This window comes from Thermomonas sp. HDW16, assembly GCF_011302915.1.
Taxonomy (GTDB): domain Bacteria; phylum Pseudomonadota; class Gammaproteobacteria; order Xanthomonadales; family Xanthomonadaceae; genus Thermomonas.
In genome coordinates this window covers 2,658,808-2,675,515 of the sequence record NZ_CP049872.1, presented here as the reverse complement: position 1 = coordinate 2,675,515, position 16,708 = coordinate 2,658,808, and the positions used below count along the sequence as shown (strand labels likewise).

13 protein-coding genes and 1 pseudogene are annotated in these 16,708 nt (G+C 62.6%); 10 read left to right on the top strand and 4 right to left on the bottom strand.

Annotation, left to right across the window (positions count from 1 at the left end; genetic code table 11):
• Positions 1-23 precede the first annotated feature (23 nt).
• Complete coding sequence (gene maiA / locus G7079_RS12690) at positions 24-686, top strand: maleylacetoacetate isomerase (protein WP_166057656.1); 663 nt, start codon at positions 24-26, stop codon at positions 684-686.
• 92 nt (positions 687-778) lie between these two features.
• On the opposite strand, the gene G7079_RS12685 is transcribed toward maiA, so the two are convergent.
• Complete coding sequence (locus G7079_RS12685) at positions 779-1,894, bottom strand: PilT/PilU family type 4a pilus ATPase (RefSeq protein WP_166057655.1); 1,116 nt, start codon at positions 1,892-1,894, stop codon at positions 779-781.
• A 147-nt stretch (positions 1,895-2,041) separates the two neighbouring features.
• Between G7079_RS12685 and G7079_RS12680 the strand changes: the two genes are divergently transcribed.
• From G7079_RS12680 to G7079_RS12640, 9 genes and pseudogenes are all read left to right on the top strand, one after another.
• A complete protein-coding gene (locus G7079_RS12680; protein ID WP_166057654.1) occupies positions 2,042-3,244 on the top strand; it encodes an OmpA family protein in 1,203 nt (400 codons plus the stop codon).
• A gap of 416 nt (positions 3,245-3,660) precedes the next feature.
• Positions 3,661-3,876 carry a YdcH family protein gene (locus tag G7079_RS12675; protein WP_166057653.1) on the top strand — a complete coding sequence of 72 codons (216 nt, stop codon included), beginning with the start codon at positions 3,661-3,663 and terminating at the stop codon, positions 3,874-3,876.
• A 131-nt stretch (positions 3,877-4,007) separates the two neighbouring features.
• On the top strand, positions 4,008-5,378 hold the full coding sequence (locus tag G7079_RS12670) for a pyridoxal-phosphate dependent enzyme (RefSeq protein WP_166057652.1): 1,371 nt from the start codon (positions 4,008-4,010) through the stop codon (positions 5,376-5,378).
• Between the two features lie 21 nt (positions 5,379-5,399).
• Positions 5,400-6,581: a cystathionine gamma-synthase gene (locus G7079_RS12665; protein ID WP_166057651.1), complete on the top strand. Its 1,182-nt coding sequence runs from the start codon at positions 5,400-5,402 to the stop codon at positions 6,579-6,581.
• The gene (locus G7079_RS12660) at positions 6,581-7,363 is read left to right on the top strand and encodes an ABC transporter permease (RefSeq protein ID WP_166057650.1); all 783 of its coding nucleotides are present in this window, start codon (positions 6,581-6,583) and stop codon (positions 7,361-7,363) included. The genes G7079_RS12665 and G7079_RS12660 overlap by 1 nt, the downstream gene beginning before the upstream one ends.
• Positions 7,360-8,571 carry an ABC transporter ATP-binding protein gene (locus G7079_RS12655; RefSeq protein ID WP_166057649.1) on the top strand — a complete coding sequence of 404 codons (1,212 nt, stop codon included), beginning with the start codon at positions 7,360-7,362 and terminating at the stop codon, positions 8,569-8,571. The genes G7079_RS12660 and G7079_RS12655 overlap by 4 nt, the downstream gene beginning before the upstream one ends.
• Positions 8,552-9,565: pseudogene (locus tag G7079_RS12650) on the top strand (methyltransferase domain-containing protein); the annotation flags it as partial. The gene G7079_RS12655 and the pseudogene G7079_RS12650, both read left to right, overlap by 20 nt.
• 394 nt (positions 9,566-9,959) lie before the next feature.
• Positions 9,960-11,798 carry a glycosyltransferase family 2 protein gene (locus G7079_RS12645; protein ID WP_240906195.1) on the top strand — a complete coding sequence of 613 codons (1,839 nt, stop codon included), beginning with the start codon at positions 9,960-9,962 and terminating at the stop codon, positions 11,796-11,798.
• Positions 11,799-11,941: 143 nt separating this feature from the next.
• Complete coding sequence (locus G7079_RS12640; RefSeq protein WP_343160887.1) at positions 11,942-13,051, top strand: hypothetical protein; 1,110 nt, start codon at positions 11,942-11,944, stop codon at positions 13,049-13,051.
• A 12-nt stretch (positions 13,052-13,063) separates the two neighbouring features.
• Here G7079_RS12640 and G7079_RS12635 read toward each other — a convergent pair whose 3' ends face one another.
• Genes G7079_RS12635 through G7079_RS12625 form a run of 3 tightly spaced genes read right to left on the bottom strand, consistent with a single transcriptional unit; the run spans position 13,064 to position 16,708 of the window.
• Positions 13,064-15,187: a hypothetical protein gene (locus tag G7079_RS12635; RefSeq protein ID WP_166057646.1), complete on the bottom strand. Its 2,124-nt coding sequence runs from the start codon at positions 15,185-15,187 to the stop codon at positions 13,064-13,066.
• Positions 15,184-16,308, bottom strand: coding sequence for a dTDP-4-amino-4,6-dideoxygalactose transaminase (rffA, locus tag G7079_RS12630; protein ID WP_166057645.1), 1,125 nt, complete (start codon positions 16,306-16,308; stop codon positions 15,184-15,186). The genes G7079_RS12635 and rffA overlap by 4 nt, the downstream gene beginning before the upstream one ends.
• A gap of 34 nt (positions 16,309-16,342) precedes the next feature.
• Entirely contained in the window at positions 16,343-16,708 is a 366-nt protein-coding gene (locus G7079_RS12625) for an EamA family transporter (protein WP_166057644.1), read from the bottom strand.

Below are 16,708 nucleotides of genomic sequence, written 5' to 3'. Positions count from 1 at the left end.
AGGCAACGAAGAATGGGGATGCAATGAGCGAGCCGCTACAGCTGTATTCGTACTGGCGCTCCAGCGCGGCCTATCGCGTGCGCATCGGCCTGAACCTGAAGGGACTGGCTTACGACATCGTGCCGGTGCACCTGCTGCGCGACGGTGGTCAGCAACATTCCCCCGAATACCGGGGCATCAATCCGCAGCAATTGGTGCCGGCCTTCCTGCACGGGCACCGCCGGATCACCCAGTCGCTGGCGATCCTCGAATACCTGGACGAGGTCTGGCCCGAGCCTGCGCTGCTGCCGGCCACCGCGCGGGCCCGCGCCCGCGCCCGCGCGCTGGCCCAGCTGGTCGCTTGCGATATCCACCCACTCAACAACCTGCGCGTGCTGCAGTACTTCGAACACGAGTGGAACGTGCCGCAGCCGGAACGCGACGAGTGGGTGAAGCACTGGGTCGCGGAGGGATTTCGCGCGGCGGAGGCGATGCTAGCGGATCATCCATCGACGGGCACTTTCTGCGAAGGGAATACGCCGGGTCTAGCGGATTGCTGCCTGATTCCGCAGATCTACAACGCGCGCCGCTTCGGCGTGGACATGACGCGGTTTCCGACCCTGCAACGGATCGAAACCGCCTGCTTGGCATTGCCTGCGTTCGAAAAGGCGCGGCCGGAACGGCAGCCGGACGCGCCGGCGGCCTGATCCACGAACGTTTGCAGAGCGCCGGGCTTGCCTGATTGGCGCAAGCGTGACGGAGCTGGCTGCGCTCTACGGGGTTGTGGCGCGTGTCGACCTCAGTGTGCGGCGCCGGCGTTGAACACGTCGGCATAGGGATCGTGTTCGCCGCTGCCGCCTTCGGACAGGCGGAACTTCAGGGCCAGGCCGTCGCGCGAATCCGCCGCCTTCAGCGCTTCCTCCATTTCGATCTTGCCTTCCTTGTACAGGCGGAACAGGCATTGGTCGAAGCTCTGCATGCCGTCTTCAAGCGATTCTTCCATCGCCATCTTCATCTCGTGCACCTGGCCGCGGCGCAGAAGGTCGCGGATCATCGGCGTGTTGATCAGCACTTCCGCGGCGGGCATGCGCCTGCCGTCGATGCCGACCACCAGGCGCTGGCTCACCACCGCTTTCAGGTTCAGTGCCAGGTTCATCAGCACGTTCTTGTGCGCACCTTCGGGGAAGAAGTTGAGGATGCGCTCGATGGTCTGGTCGGCGTTGTTGGAGTGCAGGGTGGCCAGGCAGATGTGGCCGGTCTCGGCGAAGGCGATCGCCGCTTCCATGGTGGTGGCGTCACGGATTTCGCCGATCAGGATCACGTCCGGTGCCTCGCGCATCGCGTTCTTCAGCGCCGCGTGGAAGCTGTGGGTGTCCAGGCCGACTTCGCGCTGGTTGACGATCGACTTCTTGTGCCGGTGCAGGTATTCGATCGGATCCTCGATGGTGAGGATGTGACCGGAGGTCGTGCTGTTGCGGTGGTCGATCATCGAGGCCAGCGTGGTCGACTTGCCGGCGCCGGTGGAGCCGACGATCAGCACCAGCCCGCGCGGGGCCATGATGATCTCCTTCAGCACCTGCGGCAGCTGCAGTTCCTCGATGCTGGGGATGTCGCTGCGGATCGCACGGATCACCATGCCGACTTCGCCGCGCTGCTGGAACACGTTGACGCGGAAGCGGCCGGAGTTCGGCACCGCGATCGCCATGTTCAGCTCCAGCTCGCGTTCGAACTCGGCGATCTGCGCCTCGTTCATCAGCGAGTAGGCCACCTTCTTCGGCATCCCGGCCGGCAGCGGCGCGCTGCCCAGCGGCAGCAATTCGCCCTCGACCTTGATGTTCACCGGTGCACCGGAACTCAGGAACATGTCCGAAGCGTTCTTTTCTGCCATCAGCTTGAGGAAGTAGCCGATATCCATCCGTTCGATCCCCGTTTCCTGTCGGCGATTTGCGCATGCGCCGCCGGCTTCCCACAATGACCGTACGCCAACACGCACGGTTTCCCTATGCACCCAAGCTTCGCACACTTCCTTTCAACGCGGCACGCGCTTGCATGCGGCCTTGTGATGACGTTCGCCATGGCGGGTTGCGCCAGCCTGCCGCCGCCAACGGCCGAGCTGGATGCCGCGCAGCAGGCCGTCGCCCGCGCCGATGCGGCCGATGGCGACCAGTACGCCGCCGCCGAACTGGCCCAGGCCCGCGCCGGCCTTGCGCAGGCGCAGGCCGCGATGGCACGTGGGCGCGACGACGAAGCGCGCAGCGCTGCAGTCGCCGCCGCCGCCGATGCCGACCTGGCACAGGTGCTGAGCCGCGCGGCAGTGACCCGCGCCGAATTCGACCAGCAGCAGTCGCAGATCACCGAGTTGCGCGGCCGCCTGCAGATCGGCGCGACGGAAGCCGTGCAGAACCCGCTGGATACCGCACCGGCCACCGCCCCTGCTGCGCAGCGCCTGCAATTGTTGGACGCCGATACCCGCCTGAACCCCTTCGCCCAGTACGAGCGCCTGCAGGCGCGGCAGGCGCTGGCAGTGGCGCAGGCGGCCGGCAAGCGCGAACGTGTGGTGGCCGAACGGCTGGCCGACCGCCGGGTCGGTGTTGCCGAGCAGGCGGCGCGGATCGAGGCTGCGCGGCGGGTGATCGATGGCATGGAGCGTGAGCGTAGCGACCTGCTGGTCGAAGCCAGCCGCCTCGATGCCGAGCGCGCCCGCGCCGAAGCCGAGCGCCTGCGCATCGAGGCGCAAGTACAAGCCGAGGAGGCCGCACGGCTGCGCGCACAGGCGGAGCAGGCCGAAGCGGTGCTAGATACCGCCCAGATCGACCAGGGCGCCCGGGTCACGGCGGCCCGTGAAAAGGAAGCGGCGCTGGCCCGCCAGGAGGCGGAATTGACGGCCGGCGCCACGCTGCCGCCGATGCGCAAGGACAGCCAGGGTGACGTGTTCACCCTGGCAGGCGACGCTTTCGGTTCCGGCCAGGCGCAGCTCACCGCGAAGGCTGCCGCCAGTGTGAAGGCACTGGGCCTGTACCTGAAGACGATGAATATCGGCGGCGTGCAAGTGCTGGGCCATACCGACAGCCAGGGCGAGGCGGAGGCAAACCGCGCGCTGTCGCAACGCCGCGCCGATGCGGTTAGGGCCGCCTTGGCCGATGCCGGTTTCAACCGCAGTCGGATCACTGCGCAAGGGCGGGGCGAGGATCTGCCAATGGCCGACAACAGCACTGCGGCTGGTCGCGCCAAGAACCGTCGGGTAGAGATTCTCGTTGCAAATTAACTCAATAAAAACAAATGGTTAACAGGATCGCGAGATTCGCTGCAATCCGTTTCGACCGTTCGTCGTCTGCACTTGCAGGCGCCATGGGGCAGGCGTAGTGTCAGATACCCAGATGGGTCGAATCCTCGCACCGCCATCTGGCCGGAGACCGGCCGATGCATGATTTGCTCGACAGCTCGGAGAGCGCCGCCGCAAGCCAGGATCGCGGCGGCCTGTCCGGATGCCGGGGCCGTTTCGCCTTCCACCAAGCATTCGATTCCCGTACGCCCCGTGCAGCACGCAGACGGGGCGTATCTGTTTTTGCGGTTCGCGAAAGCGCGGATCGCGCATTCCGGCAGGCCCCCACTTGCCGCCACCCGCGCCGCCCCGGCCTGTCCGGCCCGGGCTCCGCATCGTTGAAACCGAAGGAGGTTTCCATGTTCGAAGGACAACCGCAGGCGGAACTCGAAGCGATGATGAAAGCCAGTCCCGAGTTCCGGCAGCTGTATTACCGCCACCAGGAGCTCGACAAGCAGGTGCTGGATGCCGAACTTGGCGTACTGCCGCTGGACGACACCACCCTCGGCCAGATGAAGCGCGAGAAGCTCGCCGCCAAGGATCGCCTGATCCGGATGTACGACAGCACGCATTGAAGCCTATCCGCGGGCGGTGGCGGCCATCCTCGTCGGGGCCACCGCCCGTTCTTCGCGATGATGAATCGCCCGGGCCACGACGGCCCGGCTGGTAGAATCGCGGGCTCGAAGCTAAGCCGAACGGGCCCTGCATGGCGATCCACGACTCCATCCTCGAACTGGTCGGCGACACCCCGATCATCCGCGCGCGCGGCCTCGATACCGGGCCGTGCACGCTGTACCTGAAGCTGGAAAGCCAGAACCCCGGTGGCTCGATCAAGGATCGCATCGGCCTGTCGATGATCGAAGCGGCGGAAAGACGCGGCGACATCGAGCCCGGCGACACCCTGGTCGAAGGCACCGCCGGCAATACCGGCATCGGCCTGGCGCTGGTGGCGCAGCAGAAAGGCTACAAGCTGATCCTGGTCGTGCCCGACAAGATGAGCCGCGAGAAGATCTTCAATCTCAAGGCGATGGGCGCGCAGGTGGTGCTGACCCGCAGCGACGTCGCCAAGGGTCATCCCGACTACTACCAGGACATGGCCGAGCGCATCGCGCGGGAAACGCCGGGCGCCTACTTCATCAACCAGTTCGGCAATCCGGACAACCCGGCCGCGCACGAATTCGGCACCGGCCCGGAACTGCTGGCGCAGCTGGACAGCAAGCTGGACGCCATCGTGTTCGGCTGCGGCAGCAGTGGGACGATGACGGGACTGTCGCGTTTCCTCGCAAAGGAATCCCCGGCCACCGAACTGATCCTTGCCGATCCGGTCGGTTCGATCCTTGAGGAATACATCAACCGCGGTACGCTGAGTGAAAAGTCGGCGAGCTGGATGGTGGAAGGCATCGGCGAGGATTTCCTGCCGTCGATCTCCGACTTCACCCGCGTGAAGAAGGCCTACGCGATCAGCGACAAGGAAAGTTTCCTGACCGCGCGCGAGCTGCTGGAGAAGGAGGGCATCCTCGGCGGTTCCTCCACGGGCACCTTGCTGGCTGCCGCATTGAAGTATTGCCGCGAACAGACCACGCCGAAAATCGTGCTCACCTTCGTCTGCGACACCGGCAACAAGTACCTGTCGAAGATGTACAACGACTACTGGATGCTGGACAACGGTTTCCTGGAACGTGAGCAACACGGCGACCTGCGCGACCTGATCCTGCGCCCGTTCGCCGCGCGCGACACGGTGGTGGTTGGCCCGAAGGACCTGCTGATCACCGCCTGGCAGCGCATGAAACTCTATGACGTGAGCCAGTTGCCGGTGATGGAGGGCGACACCATCGTCGGCATCGTCGACGAATCCGATGTGCTGCTGCACGTGTATGGCGACGAAGCGCGCTTCCGCGATCCGGTCGCAACCGCGATGGTGAGCAAGCTGGACAAGGTGGACGTGCGCGCGCCGATCGAATCGTTGTTGCCGGTGTTCGATCGCGGCCACGTCGCCATCGTGATGGATGGTGACCGTTTCCTCGGTCTGATCACCCGCATTGATCTACTCAATTTCCTGCGCCGGCGCGTGCAGTAACCAGGACACGGAAACCAGAACATGAGCGACAGCAAGTCCCACGGATTGGGCACCCTGGCCATCCACGGCGGCCAGGTGCAGGATCCCACGACCGGCGCAGTGATGCAGCCGATTTACGCCACCAGCACCTATGCGCAGTCCAGCCCCGGCGTGCACCAGGGTTTCGAGTACTCGCGCACGCACAACCCCACGCGCTTCGCCTACGAGCGTTGCGTGGCTTCGCTGGAGGGCGGCAGCCGCGGCTTCGCCTTTGCGTCTGGACTGGCGGCGACTTCGACCCTGCTGGAACTGCTCGATAGCGGCGACCACATCATCGCGATGGACGACCTCTACGGCGGCAGCTACCGGCTGTTCGAGCGCGTGCGCAAGCGCAGCGCCGGACTGGATTTCAGTTTCGTCGACCTGACCGATCCGGCGAAATTCGAAGCGGCGATCACGCCGAAGACGAAGCTGGTCTGGATCGAAACGCCGACCAATCCGCTGCTGAAGATCGTCGACATCGCCGCGATCGCGACTATCGCGAAAAAACATGGCTTATTGGTGGCGGTCGACAACACCTTCGCCTCGCCGATCCTGCAGCGTCCGCTGGAACAAGGCGCCGACATCGTCATGCATTCGGCGACGAAGTACCTCAACGGCCATTCCGACATCGTTGGCGGCATGCTGGTGGTCGGCGACAACGCAGAACTCGGCGAACAACTCGCCTTCCTGCAGAACTCGGTCGGTGCGGTGCAGGGGCCGTTCGACAGTTTCCTTGCCTTGCGCGGACTGAAGACCCTGCACTTGCGAATGAAGGCGCATTGCGAAAACGCGATGGCATTGGCCGAATTCCTGCAAACGCATCCGGCGATCGAGGAAGTGATTTATCCGGGCTTGCAATCACATCCGCACCACGCATTGGCCGCGAAGCAGATGGATGGTTTCGGCGGCATGCTGTCGATTCGCCTGAAGGGTGGCTTCGAAGCAGCCAAGCGCTTCTGCGAGCGCCTGGAGCTGTTCACCCTTGCAGAATCGCTAGGCGGTGTGGAGTCGCTGGTCAATCACCCGGCCGTGATGACGCATGCGTCGATTCCGCCAGTGCGGCGGGCCGAGCTGGGCATAGGCGATGAACTGGTGAGGTTGAGCGTGGGGGTGGAGTTGTTCAATGACCTGCAGGCGGACATCACCCAGGCATTGGCTCCTCGGAATGGAAAGAAACAGTAATGCGCGACCGTGCGAACCTGTTCAATCTATTCAAGCAATTGCTTGGGCGCGAACTTTCATCCCGATATCGTGCCACTGTGCTGGGTGCGATTTGGTTGGTGCTCCAGCCTCTACTGATGCTATCGATTTACACGCTGGTATTTAGCGGGATATTCAAGGTGCGTTGGGGTGGTGCGGAGACCACGGCGAGCTTTGCACTTGTCCTATTTGCCGGCCTGATTGTCTTTACTTTTTTCTCGGAGGTGTTGGTATCTTCGCCATCGCTGGTGAGTTCGCAGCCGAACTACGTGAAAAAGGTCGTATTCCCTGTCGAGATGCTGGCGGTCGTCCGAGTGGCGGCCGCAGGAGTCAATGCGGTGATCGGGCTGCTCATTCTATTCGTGGCACAGTGGGTGATAGACGGGGCTCCATCGCCTTGGTTCGCATTGTCGCTGGCTGTGTTGTCGGCTTTTGCGCCGATGCTATTGGGCGTTTCCTGGGGCGCGTCGGCATTGGGCGTTTACATGCCCGACATTTCGCAACTTGCAGGGTTGCTTGCGAGCGTGATGCTCTTCATCAGTCCAATCTTCTTTCCCGCCAGTGCGATGCCCCAGGGGATGTCCGCTCTCGTCCGCTTCAACCCTCTCGTGATTCCGATGGAGCAGTTGCGCAAGGTGACGGTGCAGGGCGTCCCGCCTGATGCCATGGTCTTGGTCATCTATTTTGCTGTTTCGTGCCTTTTCGCGGCCGTCGCACTCTGGTTTTTCCGGCGCCTGTCCGCTGGTTTTTCGGACGTGTTATGAACAGGCTTGCCACGAAAGATGTTGCGATTGCCGTCGAGAACATCACCAAGGATTACATCGTTTACCGCAATCCTCGCGAGCGTTTGCTGTCAGTGATATGGCCGGCTCGCGCTAGGACGCGTACTTTTCGCGCGCTAGATGATGTCAGCTTTGAGTTGCCACGTGGCGAAACCCTCGGCATCGTCGGCCGCAATGGTGCCGGTAAGTCCACATTGCTGCAGGTCTTGTGCGGCACAGTCACGCCGACCAGTGGCCGTGTCAGGATAAACGGTCGTTTCGCGGCATTGCTGGAGTTGGGGGCAGGTTTCAATCCGGACTTCAGTGGGCGCGAGAATGTTTTCCTGAATGCGTCGCTGCTTGGCTTGTCGAGGGCGGAGGTTGATGACCGCCTCGACGACATTCGTGCATTCGCCGACATTGGTGAATTCTTTGATCGCCCGGTCAAGACTTACTCAAGTGGCATGTACGTGCGCTTGGCGTTTGCGGTGGCCATTCATACCGATCCGGACGTGCTGATCATCGATGAAGCATTGTCGGTTGGTGATATCCGCTTCCAGATGAAGTGTCTGGCCAAGATCGAGGAGATCCGTGCGCAGGGCGCGACCATCCTGTTCGTGTCACATTCGTTGGAACAGATCAAGCGCTTCTGCCAGACTGCGCTGTGGCTGGAGGCGGGCAAGGTCAAGCTGCATGGCGAAGCAAGTTTCGTCGTCGACCGATTCCGCGATCATGAGCTTGGCAAGGATCTGGTGGTGCAGTCTGCTGAAGAGTGCCGACAGGCTCCGGTGCCCGACAGTATCCCAGCGCACTTGGGCGCCATCGAGCTGAGCGCGGACACGCTCGCGCCGTTCGACCCCCTCACCGTGGACATCAGTTACACCGTCGCCGACGAGAACGTGGATGGCCTGTTGTTGGGGGTGGCGATCAAAGGTATGGATGGGCTGCATATCTTCGGCCCCAACACCTATCTTGAGCGTGTTCGGATTCCTACTTCGCGGGGGTCGCATCGCGTTCGTTACCACATCCCATCGATGACCTTGTTGACCGGCTCCTATCGAGTCGATGTCGGTCTTTTCACCGACAAGGGGTTGGTCTGCCTGGATTATCTTTCAGGGGTCAACGTGTTCACCGTGGCGGCGCCATATTTCAGCGAGGGTGTGGTCTACATTCCGCACGAATGGAAAGTCCATGACGCAACCGCTCCTTGATATTCCCTTCGACCACTACCAGCGGTACGGCGCGGCTTCGCGCTTGTTGCAGGCGCTGGATTTGCCGGCTTTGCGCGTGTTGGAGGTCGGAGCCAATCGCCAACGCCTGCTCGGCCAGTTCCTGCCGCGTGCCGCGTGCCTCTATACCGATCTGCACGCAGAGGGCGATGAAAAGGACTTCGTGGTTGCGGATGCCACCGGCCTGCCGTTTCAGGATCAAGCTTTCGACGCCGTCGTGTCACTGGATGTGCTCGAGCACATCCCGATTACGCTGCGTGCACAGGCTGTTGCCGAGATGGCACGTGTCGCCGGCCGTGCGGTGATCGTGGGTTTCCCTCCGGACGAACCTTGGGTGCGCGATGCGGAGTTGGAAGCCAACGGGCGTTGGCGCGAGCTGTTCGACGAAGACTATTTCTGGCTGCAGGAGCACAAGGAATTCGGTCTGGTTGATGCCGAGGAGATCGCCGGAATCCTCGAGGCGGCCGGCATGGAGGTGTTGCGGTTCGGGCAGGGCAGCGCGGTTCTATGGGCGAGCCTGATGGGCGCGCATTTCACCAAGGTGAAGTTCCCGGAGCTGGAATCGCTGGTTACTGCCGCCGATCGCCTGTACAACAGTCGCGTGTTTGCGGGCGATCATGCCGATCAGCCTTATCGCGAGTATTGCGTGGGGTTGCGGTTGGGAGAAGACGCCGAGCGTCTGCGCTCGCATCCGCCTTTCAGTGCCGAGCATGACCAAGCCGCCATCGCGGTGCTCTCCGAGTTGGCCGATGGTCTGCGCAATTTGGCCGTGCGTACGGCCAATTCCGAAAAGGAATGGAAGTCGACTGCACGCCTGCTGGATGCCTGCAGCGCGGATTTGGAGGTCGCCAAGCGCAATTGGGGGGATACCGCCGCCTGCGTGCAGCAATTGCAGGGGGCGAAAGATGCCGGCGATGCGGAGTGGCGCGAGCGCGATGCCGAATGGTTGCTGCGTCAAGCTCAGTGGCAGGAACGCGAGGCCATCAACGAACTAGCATTGCAGAAGAGTGGCGAGAAGTACGAACAGTTGATGGTTGAAATCGGGGCTTTGCACGAGCGATTGGTTGGGAACGAGGCCCGAGCGAAAAGCGAGATCGAGGCTTTGCACGAACAACTGGTTGGGAACGAGGCTCGAGCGAAAAGCGAGATCGAGGCTTTGCACGAACAACTGGTCGGGAACGAGGCTCGAGCGAAAAGCCAACTAGATACTCTGACCACTCTCCATGCTCGTTCGCGCAGGAAGTGGAAGATGGCCATGGCGGGATTGACGACAGGCGGGGCAGTGATCGGTTTTCTGCTCGCATGGAGCGTGTTTTGAGTGGTTGTGCTGAATGCCGCAAAGGTACATTGAATCAACAAGGGGATGCTTGATGTTGTCCAGGCTGCGTAAGCTTCTTGGCGCCGTATATCGGAGTGTGTGCCGTGCGATGGGGCAGGGGGTTTCTGTCGGGAGCATTTTTCATGCGTCCGCACGCGCTCTGAGGAAGGGGCCGCGTCACTTCTTGAGGAGCATTCTGGCCTACGCGGATGGCTTCAATCTCCACACCGAATCCAGGACATCACCGGATTCCTATGCGGATTGGTTGCGAGCACAGCCAGAGATCCCGGTTCGGGTGGACGCGGGCTTGATCAGCGTGGTGATGCCGGTTTGCAATACGCCGGAGCGCTTCCTGCGCGAAGCCATTGCCAGTGTGGAGGCCCAGACTTACCGCAACTGGGAGATATGCATCCATGACGACGCTTCGGATCAACCCCATGTACTGCAGGTGCTGGAAGAACTGAGGGCGCGCATGCCGGGCATGCGCGTGTCACGCTCGGTGTCGAGGCAGGGAATCGCAGCGGCGACCAATGCCGCCATTGCGTTGGCGCGTGGACATTGGATAACGTTTCTGGATCATGACGATGTGCTGGAGCCTGATGCGCTTGCTGCCGTGGTCGACTGCCATCAGCGGACCTTGGCCGAAGTGGTCTACACGGATCACGACGTATTGGGCGAAGACGGGCGTCTGCGCGATCCGTATTTCAAGCCGGACTGGAACCTGGATCTGTTCCTGTCGCAAATGTATCTCGGTCATCTGGTGAGCTTCGACGCCGCGTTGATTCGTCGCGTGGGCGACTTACGCAGCGACTGCGATGGCTCTCAGGACTACGATCTGGTTTTGCGCTGCATCGCCGCTGGGGCGCATGTGGCCCATGTGCCGAAGGTGCTCTATCACTGGCGGGCGCATGCCGGATCCACGGCGGCCAACGCGCACTCCAAGCCCTATGCGCACGATGCTGGCCGGCTGGCGTTGCAGGAGCATGTCCAACTGCGTCATCCCGGTGCCCATGCCGACGATGGAGCGCATTTGTTCTGCTATGACGTCCGGTATCCCTACGCGGACAATGGGCCATTGGCTAGCATCGTCATCCCGACGCGCGATGGTCTTGACCTTCTCCGCGCATGCGTCGAATCCCTGTATGCCAAGACCGATTATCGGGACTTCGAGATCATCGTGGTCGACAACGGTTCGGAACAACCGGAAACGTTGCAATGGCTGCAAGGCATGTCGCGACGCGATGGCTTCCGGGTGATCCGCGCGGATGTCCCGTTCAACTGGTCCGCGTTGAACAATCTGGCTGCGCGCGAAGCGCGTGGCGAGGTGTTCGTATTCCTCAACAACGACACGGAAGTGATCGATGGCCAGTGGTTGCAACGGCTGGCCGAGAACGCTTTGCGTCCGGATGTCGGCGTATGCGGTCCTTTGCTGCTTTATGGCGATCGCACGATCCAGCATGCCGGCGTGGTGATCGGCATGGGCGGCTGGGCCGATCATGTTTTCAAGGGCGAAGCGCCGGTCCACCATCAGAATCTGTTCGTGTCGCCGGTTCTGCAGCGCCAGGTGTTGGCCGTTACCGGCGCATGCATGGCGGTGTCGCGCGATACCTTCGATGCTCTGGGCGGATTCGACGAATCGTTCATCGTCTGCGGCAGCGACGTGGAATTCTGTCTTCGTGCGCATGCGCGCGGCTTGGCCATCGTGTACGTCGCGCGGGCGGTGATGATCCACCACGAGTCGAAGACACGCGATCCGCGGGCGATTCCGGAGAGCGATTTCGTCCGCTCGGCCCAGGCGTATTCACCCTATCGCGAGGATGGCGACCCGTTCTTCAGTCCGAACTTGGACTACATGGCGTCTTCGCCGCGCTTGCGCGGAGCATCTCAATGAGCCGTACGGCCCGACTGTTGCGACGGGTCGCGGCGCGCCTGGAGGCAGGCGCATCGGCGGGCTCGCCGGAACCGGTCACGAACGTGGGTGAGATTACGCCCTGCATGCCGCGACGAGACCCATGGGAAGGGTGGCGCCTGAATCTGGTGCTGCCTTCGATCAATCGCCAGCACTATTTCGGCGGCATCCACACGGCAGTGTTGTTCTACCGCGAGTTGTGTCGGCATTTTCCTGCCTCGCGCATATTGCTGGTGGACAGCGCGCCGGATGAGGAGGCGCTGTCGCGTTTCTCCGACCACGTGCTGGTGCCGGCGGATCAGACGTCCACGGCGATGCGGCAGATCGTGCCATTCAGCGACCGCTACCAGAAAACCTTGCCGGTCGCCGGTGAGGATATCTGGATGGCCACCGCGTGGTGGACGGCCTATGCCGCGCAACGCCTGTCGCGCTGGCAGGGCGAGAACGGCGGCATCGACCGCCCGATCGTTTACCTCATCCAGGATTTCGAGCCCGGCTTCTATCCATGGTCGAGCCAGTACGCGCTGGCGCTGAGCACGTACCGCCGCGAACGCGACATCGGCGTGTTCAACACGAATCTGCTGGCGGACTTCTTCGAGCAGCATGAATTGCAGTACCGGCGGCGTTGGGTATTCGAGCCGGTGGTGCATGACGGCTTGCGCCAAGCGCTGCGGGCTGCGCGTGTCCAGATGTCGCCGCGGCAACGCCGGATCGTCGTGTATGCCCGCCCCGGCACGCCGCGCAATGCTTTCGAGCTGATCTGCGAAGGCCTGCGAATGTGGGGCTGGAGCGATGCGCGCGCGGCGCAGTGGGAGATAGTTGCGCCGGGTGAACTGCGGGCCGATTTGGATCTGGGGCCCCTGCGGCTCAAGGCATTGGGGAAGCTGGATATCGATGCGTATTCAAGGCTCCTGTCGAGTTCTGCCATCGGCTTGTCGCTGATGGTGTCGCCGCATCCGAGCTATCCGCCCCTGGAAATGGCGGCATTCGGCATGTCCGTACTGACAAACCGCTATGCGAACAAGCGACTGGACGAACATGTCGCCAATATCCATTCGCTGGAGGCGATGACGCCCGAAGCGATTTGTGCCGGCATGCGCGCATTGGTTGATGCCTGCGAGGCACGGCAAATGACGCAGAGCGCCGTTGCCGATGACGCTCACCCGATGCTGCGTACAGGCGATTTCGAGTGCATCGCCAACGAGGTGGTACATGGTCTCTTCGCGGACCGCTGATGTCCTTGGTACTCAGACCAAGTGAGGAAACGCGATCCGGGTAAATGAAGCCGCAGACAGGACAAACAGGAACAGCGCCGCCGCCGTGAAAATCATCCGGCCGCGTTGCGACTCGCCTGTGCGCATGAAGAAGGGCGTCATCATGACCACGACGCCCAACACGTAGCGTCCTTGCGGTTGGAAGTCGTATGTCCAGCTGTGCAGGAACGAAGCCAGCACCAAAGCGGCTGCGCAGCCGATGCTGGCAACGACTTCGGCCAGGGTCAATGTCCTTGTGATCAAACCCCATCCAAGTGCAAGCAGCAGTACGACGAGTACGCTCCAGCCCACAATGCGGTAGGCCGCCTCCGTATCGAAATATTCCATGTATCCGTAGACGCCGAAGAAGCTGCGGAACGTTCCGATGTGCCATTCCTTCGGCGGCGCCACCAGCTTGTCCAGGGTCACGCCCTTTTGCTGCAACATGAAGCCCGATTGGTCCGCAGACAGCGTGCGCGTGAGCGATGGCTTGAATAGCGGGTGAGCAAAACGTTCGCGCTGTTGTTCCACAAGCGCCGCCTTGCCAGGCTCGCCGCGATGCTTGTACGCATCGATGCTGATCCAGGGGAGGGCCACTAAAGCCGAGAGCGACAAAACGACGACAATGCGGCCCACACGATGGCGGGTGCCGGGCTCCCGCAGGAGAGTCCAAGCCACGTACATGCAATACCCCAACGCCAGCGCTGCGACAGCGTCCGTCAGGATCAGCGCGGGCGTGCCAATGGCCGCCGCCAGGGCTCCGCCCGCCCCGATGGCGGCGACCCCGATCAGCAGCAGGACGACCAACGCCAATGCCAGGATCGCCCCCAGGCGGAGCGCCACCAGCGACATGGACAGGGCGATGAACGCGACAACGGGCCAGTAGTTCTTCTTGGAGATCAGGAGCAGCCCAAGGCAAGTGCAGAACAACAGCAGGTGGCCCAAGGTGCCGGCATCGAACGCCCCCCGGCGCTGGAGGAAGCGCTGCAGCGGACCGTCAGGCATCAACGCCAGCACGCACGCGACCATGCCCAATGCAAAGGGCATGGCATCGCCGTTGAAATAGGAAAAGACGTACCAGAGCTGGGGCGTCACCAGGAGCGGGATGTAGCTTCCCCTTGGCGCACGGATCGCCACCAGGGCTGCAAGCATGAGGGCGAACAGCGCCACGTTGAAGGCGCGGTAGGACAGCATCACGTTCAGTCCCAGCTCGCCGAACACGCGTGCGGCCTTGGCGGCGAACAGGTACACCACGTTCCATTCCGACAGGTAGGTAACCCCGTAGGAACTGGTGGTGAAGCTGGCAGTCAGGTCGGGGGCGTCCATTCGCGGCGGTGTCCAATGCCGCTGGAAGTAGCTGGCGTCCACATCGTGCAGAGGCTCGTCCGGATGCATGGAGCGGCCGGAGGTCGGTGAAAACATCGCCATTGCAGCGCATAGCCCCAGAACGATCAGGGACAGGGCGAGGGTCGGCATTGGGCGATGCCGGAATTGCAGGCTCACCGCTGCCAGCAGGCTGAGCCAAAAACCTGTCCACAGCGCCGTCCATACCTTTGGTGAGATGCCGGTATTGGTTGGCAACGGCACATCCAGCGGCGCGGCGAGTTGCGGATCGGTGGCGTGATCGGCGATCAGAAAACGCGCATGGCCGTTCTCGTCCGTTCCGTCGACCGACATCTGCACGCCATGCAGACGGGATGGATCGGCCAGCGCTTGGGCATCACCTCCCCCAAACCCCACCGTGCCGATCTTTTCGAACACGAGAGGGGCAGCGTCGGGATCCGGATCCAGCCGCAGGCCGCGAAGCGTCCCCTGCGGCAGGTCATAGCGCAGTTCCGCGTGCCCGGCGGGATAGGGCTGGATCGACGAAAATGGTTCGGACAAACCTTCGCCCATATCGAAGTAGACCTGCAATCGACCGGGTTGCGGGCTGTCCAGCGCGATCACCAGGACCTGGCGGCTATAGGGAACGACCAGCAGCAACGCCAGCAGCAGGCCGGAAACCAGCAGCAGCGCGCCTTGCAGTCGCCGAAACATCGGCAGGGCCCGCCACCGGGCCGGCAGGGTCCGCAGGTATGCGCTGGCCGAATCTGGCATGGAGAACGACGTGTCGCTCACGAGAGCACGTCATCGGCTGCGGCGAAGATCGATTCGAGATGCTCTTCCACGCCGATCCACAAAGGCAACCGTACTAGGCGCTCGCTGAGCGCAACGGTATTGGGCAGATCCCCGTGCGCGCGGCCGGCCTGCAATCCGGCTGGCGCCGAATGCAGCGGGATGTAATGGAATACCGTCTGCACGCCCTTGGCCTTCATCTCCGCGATGAACCGGGTGCGGGAATCGAGGTCGGGCAGCAACATGTAGTACATGTGGGCGTTGTGCTTGCAGTCGGCGGGTATGATCGGGCGGCGCAGGCGGCCTGCCTGCTCGTGCCGCTCAGCCCACTGGTGGTAGCGCTCCCAGATCGCGAGGCGGTGGGCGGTGATCTGGTCGGCTTCCTCGATCTGCGCGCACAGGAAGGCGGCGGTGATCTCGCCGGGCAGGAATGACGATCCCACATCCACCCAGGTGTATTTGTCCACCTGCCCACGGAAGAAGCGGCTGCGGTTGGTGCCTTTCTCGCGAAGGATCTCCGAGCGTTCGGCGAATTGCTCGTCGCGGCAGAGCAGCGCGCCACCTTCGCCGGAGATGATGTTCTTGGTTTCGTGGAAGCTCAGCGCGCCGAGGTCGCCGATGGTGCCGAGTGGGCGACCCTTGTAGCTGGACATGATTGCCTGCGCGGCGTCCTCGACGATCGCCAGCCCGTGGCGGGCGGCAATATCCAGGATGGCGTCCATTTCGCAGGCCACGCCGGCGTAATGGACTACGCAGATGGCGCGTGTCCGCGGAGTGATCGCCGCTTCCACCAGGCGCTCGTCCAGATTCAGCGTATCCTCGCGCACGTCGACGAACACGGGAACGGCGCCGCGCAACACGAAGGCATTGGCGGTGGAGACGAAGGTGTACGACGGCATGATGACTTCGTCGCCCGGCTTCAGGTCGAGCAGCAGCGCGGACATCTCCAGCGCCGCAGTGCAACTGTGGGTGAGCAGTGCCCTTCGCGCGCCAGTGCGTTGTTCCAGCCAGGCATGGCTTTGCTTGGTGAACCGGCCATCGCCGGACAGGTGGCCATTGGCGTGCGCCTGGGCGATGAGCCAGAGTTCGCGGCCGGTCATGAAAGGCTTGTTGAACGGAATCAAGGGAGGCCTCGCGGGCAAGGGCTGCGTGAATGGGTCAGGCGACAGATCGTGACAGCACGACCACGCCCAGCATGATGAGCAGGGTGCCGCCGATCTTGTAGCCGTCGAACTGCTCGTGGAAGAGCGCGGACGCCATCAGCGCGACGAGGAAAAAATTGATCGCCATGTAGGGGTAGGCGCGGCTGATCGGCAGTTTGCTGATCGCGGCCATCCAGCACAGCGATGCGCCGAAGGCGGCGACAAAGGCGGAAATCACCCAAGGCTTGAGTAGCAGTTGCACAAGATGCAACGGCTGCAGCGGTGCTGCCAGCAGATGGCCATGCAGGCCAACCTGCCATTTCAGGACCAGCTGGCCATAGACGGTGAGCAGGATAGTCAGGGCGATGAAGACATAGCTCAT

What these genes read in the sequence shown, in the direction of transcription:
- maiA (WP_166057656.1), top strand. Translation starts at nt 24, where the DNA reads ATGAGCGAGCCGCTACAGCTGTATTCGTACTGGCGCTCCAGCGCGGCC.
- G7079_RS12685 (WP_166057655.1), bottom strand. Translation starts at nt 1,894, where the DNA reads ATGGATATCGGCTACTTCCTCAAGCTGATGGCAGAAAAGAACGCTTCG.
- G7079_RS12680 (WP_166057654.1), top strand. Translation starts at nt 2,042, where the DNA reads ATGACGTTCGCCATGGCGGGTTGCGCCAGCCTGCCGCCGCCAACGGCC.
- G7079_RS12675 (WP_166057653.1), top strand. Translation starts at nt 3,661, where the DNA reads ATGTTCGAAGGACAACCGCAGGCGGAACTCGAAGCGATGATGAAAGCC.
- G7079_RS12670 (WP_166057652.1), top strand. Translation starts at nt 4,008, where the DNA reads ATGGCGATCCACGACTCCATCCTCGAACTGGTCGGCGACACCCCGATC.
- G7079_RS12665 (WP_166057651.1), top strand. Translation starts at nt 5,400, where the DNA reads ATGAGCGACAGCAAGTCCCACGGATTGGGCACCCTGGCCATCCACGGC.
- G7079_RS12660 (WP_166057650.1), top strand. Translation starts at nt 6,581, where the DNA reads ATGCGCGACCGTGCGAACCTGTTCAATCTATTCAAGCAATTGCTTGGG.
- G7079_RS12655 (WP_166057649.1), top strand. Translation starts at nt 7,360, where the DNA reads ATGAACAGGCTTGCCACGAAAGATGTTGCGATTGCCGTCGAGAACATC.
- G7079_RS12645 (WP_240906195.1), top strand. Translation starts at nt 9,960, where the DNA reads ATGTTGTCCAGGCTGCGTAAGCTTCTTGGCGCCGTATATCGGAGTGTG.
- G7079_RS12625 (WP_166057644.1), bottom strand. Translation starts at nt 16,708, where the DNA reads ATGAGCTATGTCTTCATCGCCCTGACTATCCTGCTCACCGTCTATGGC.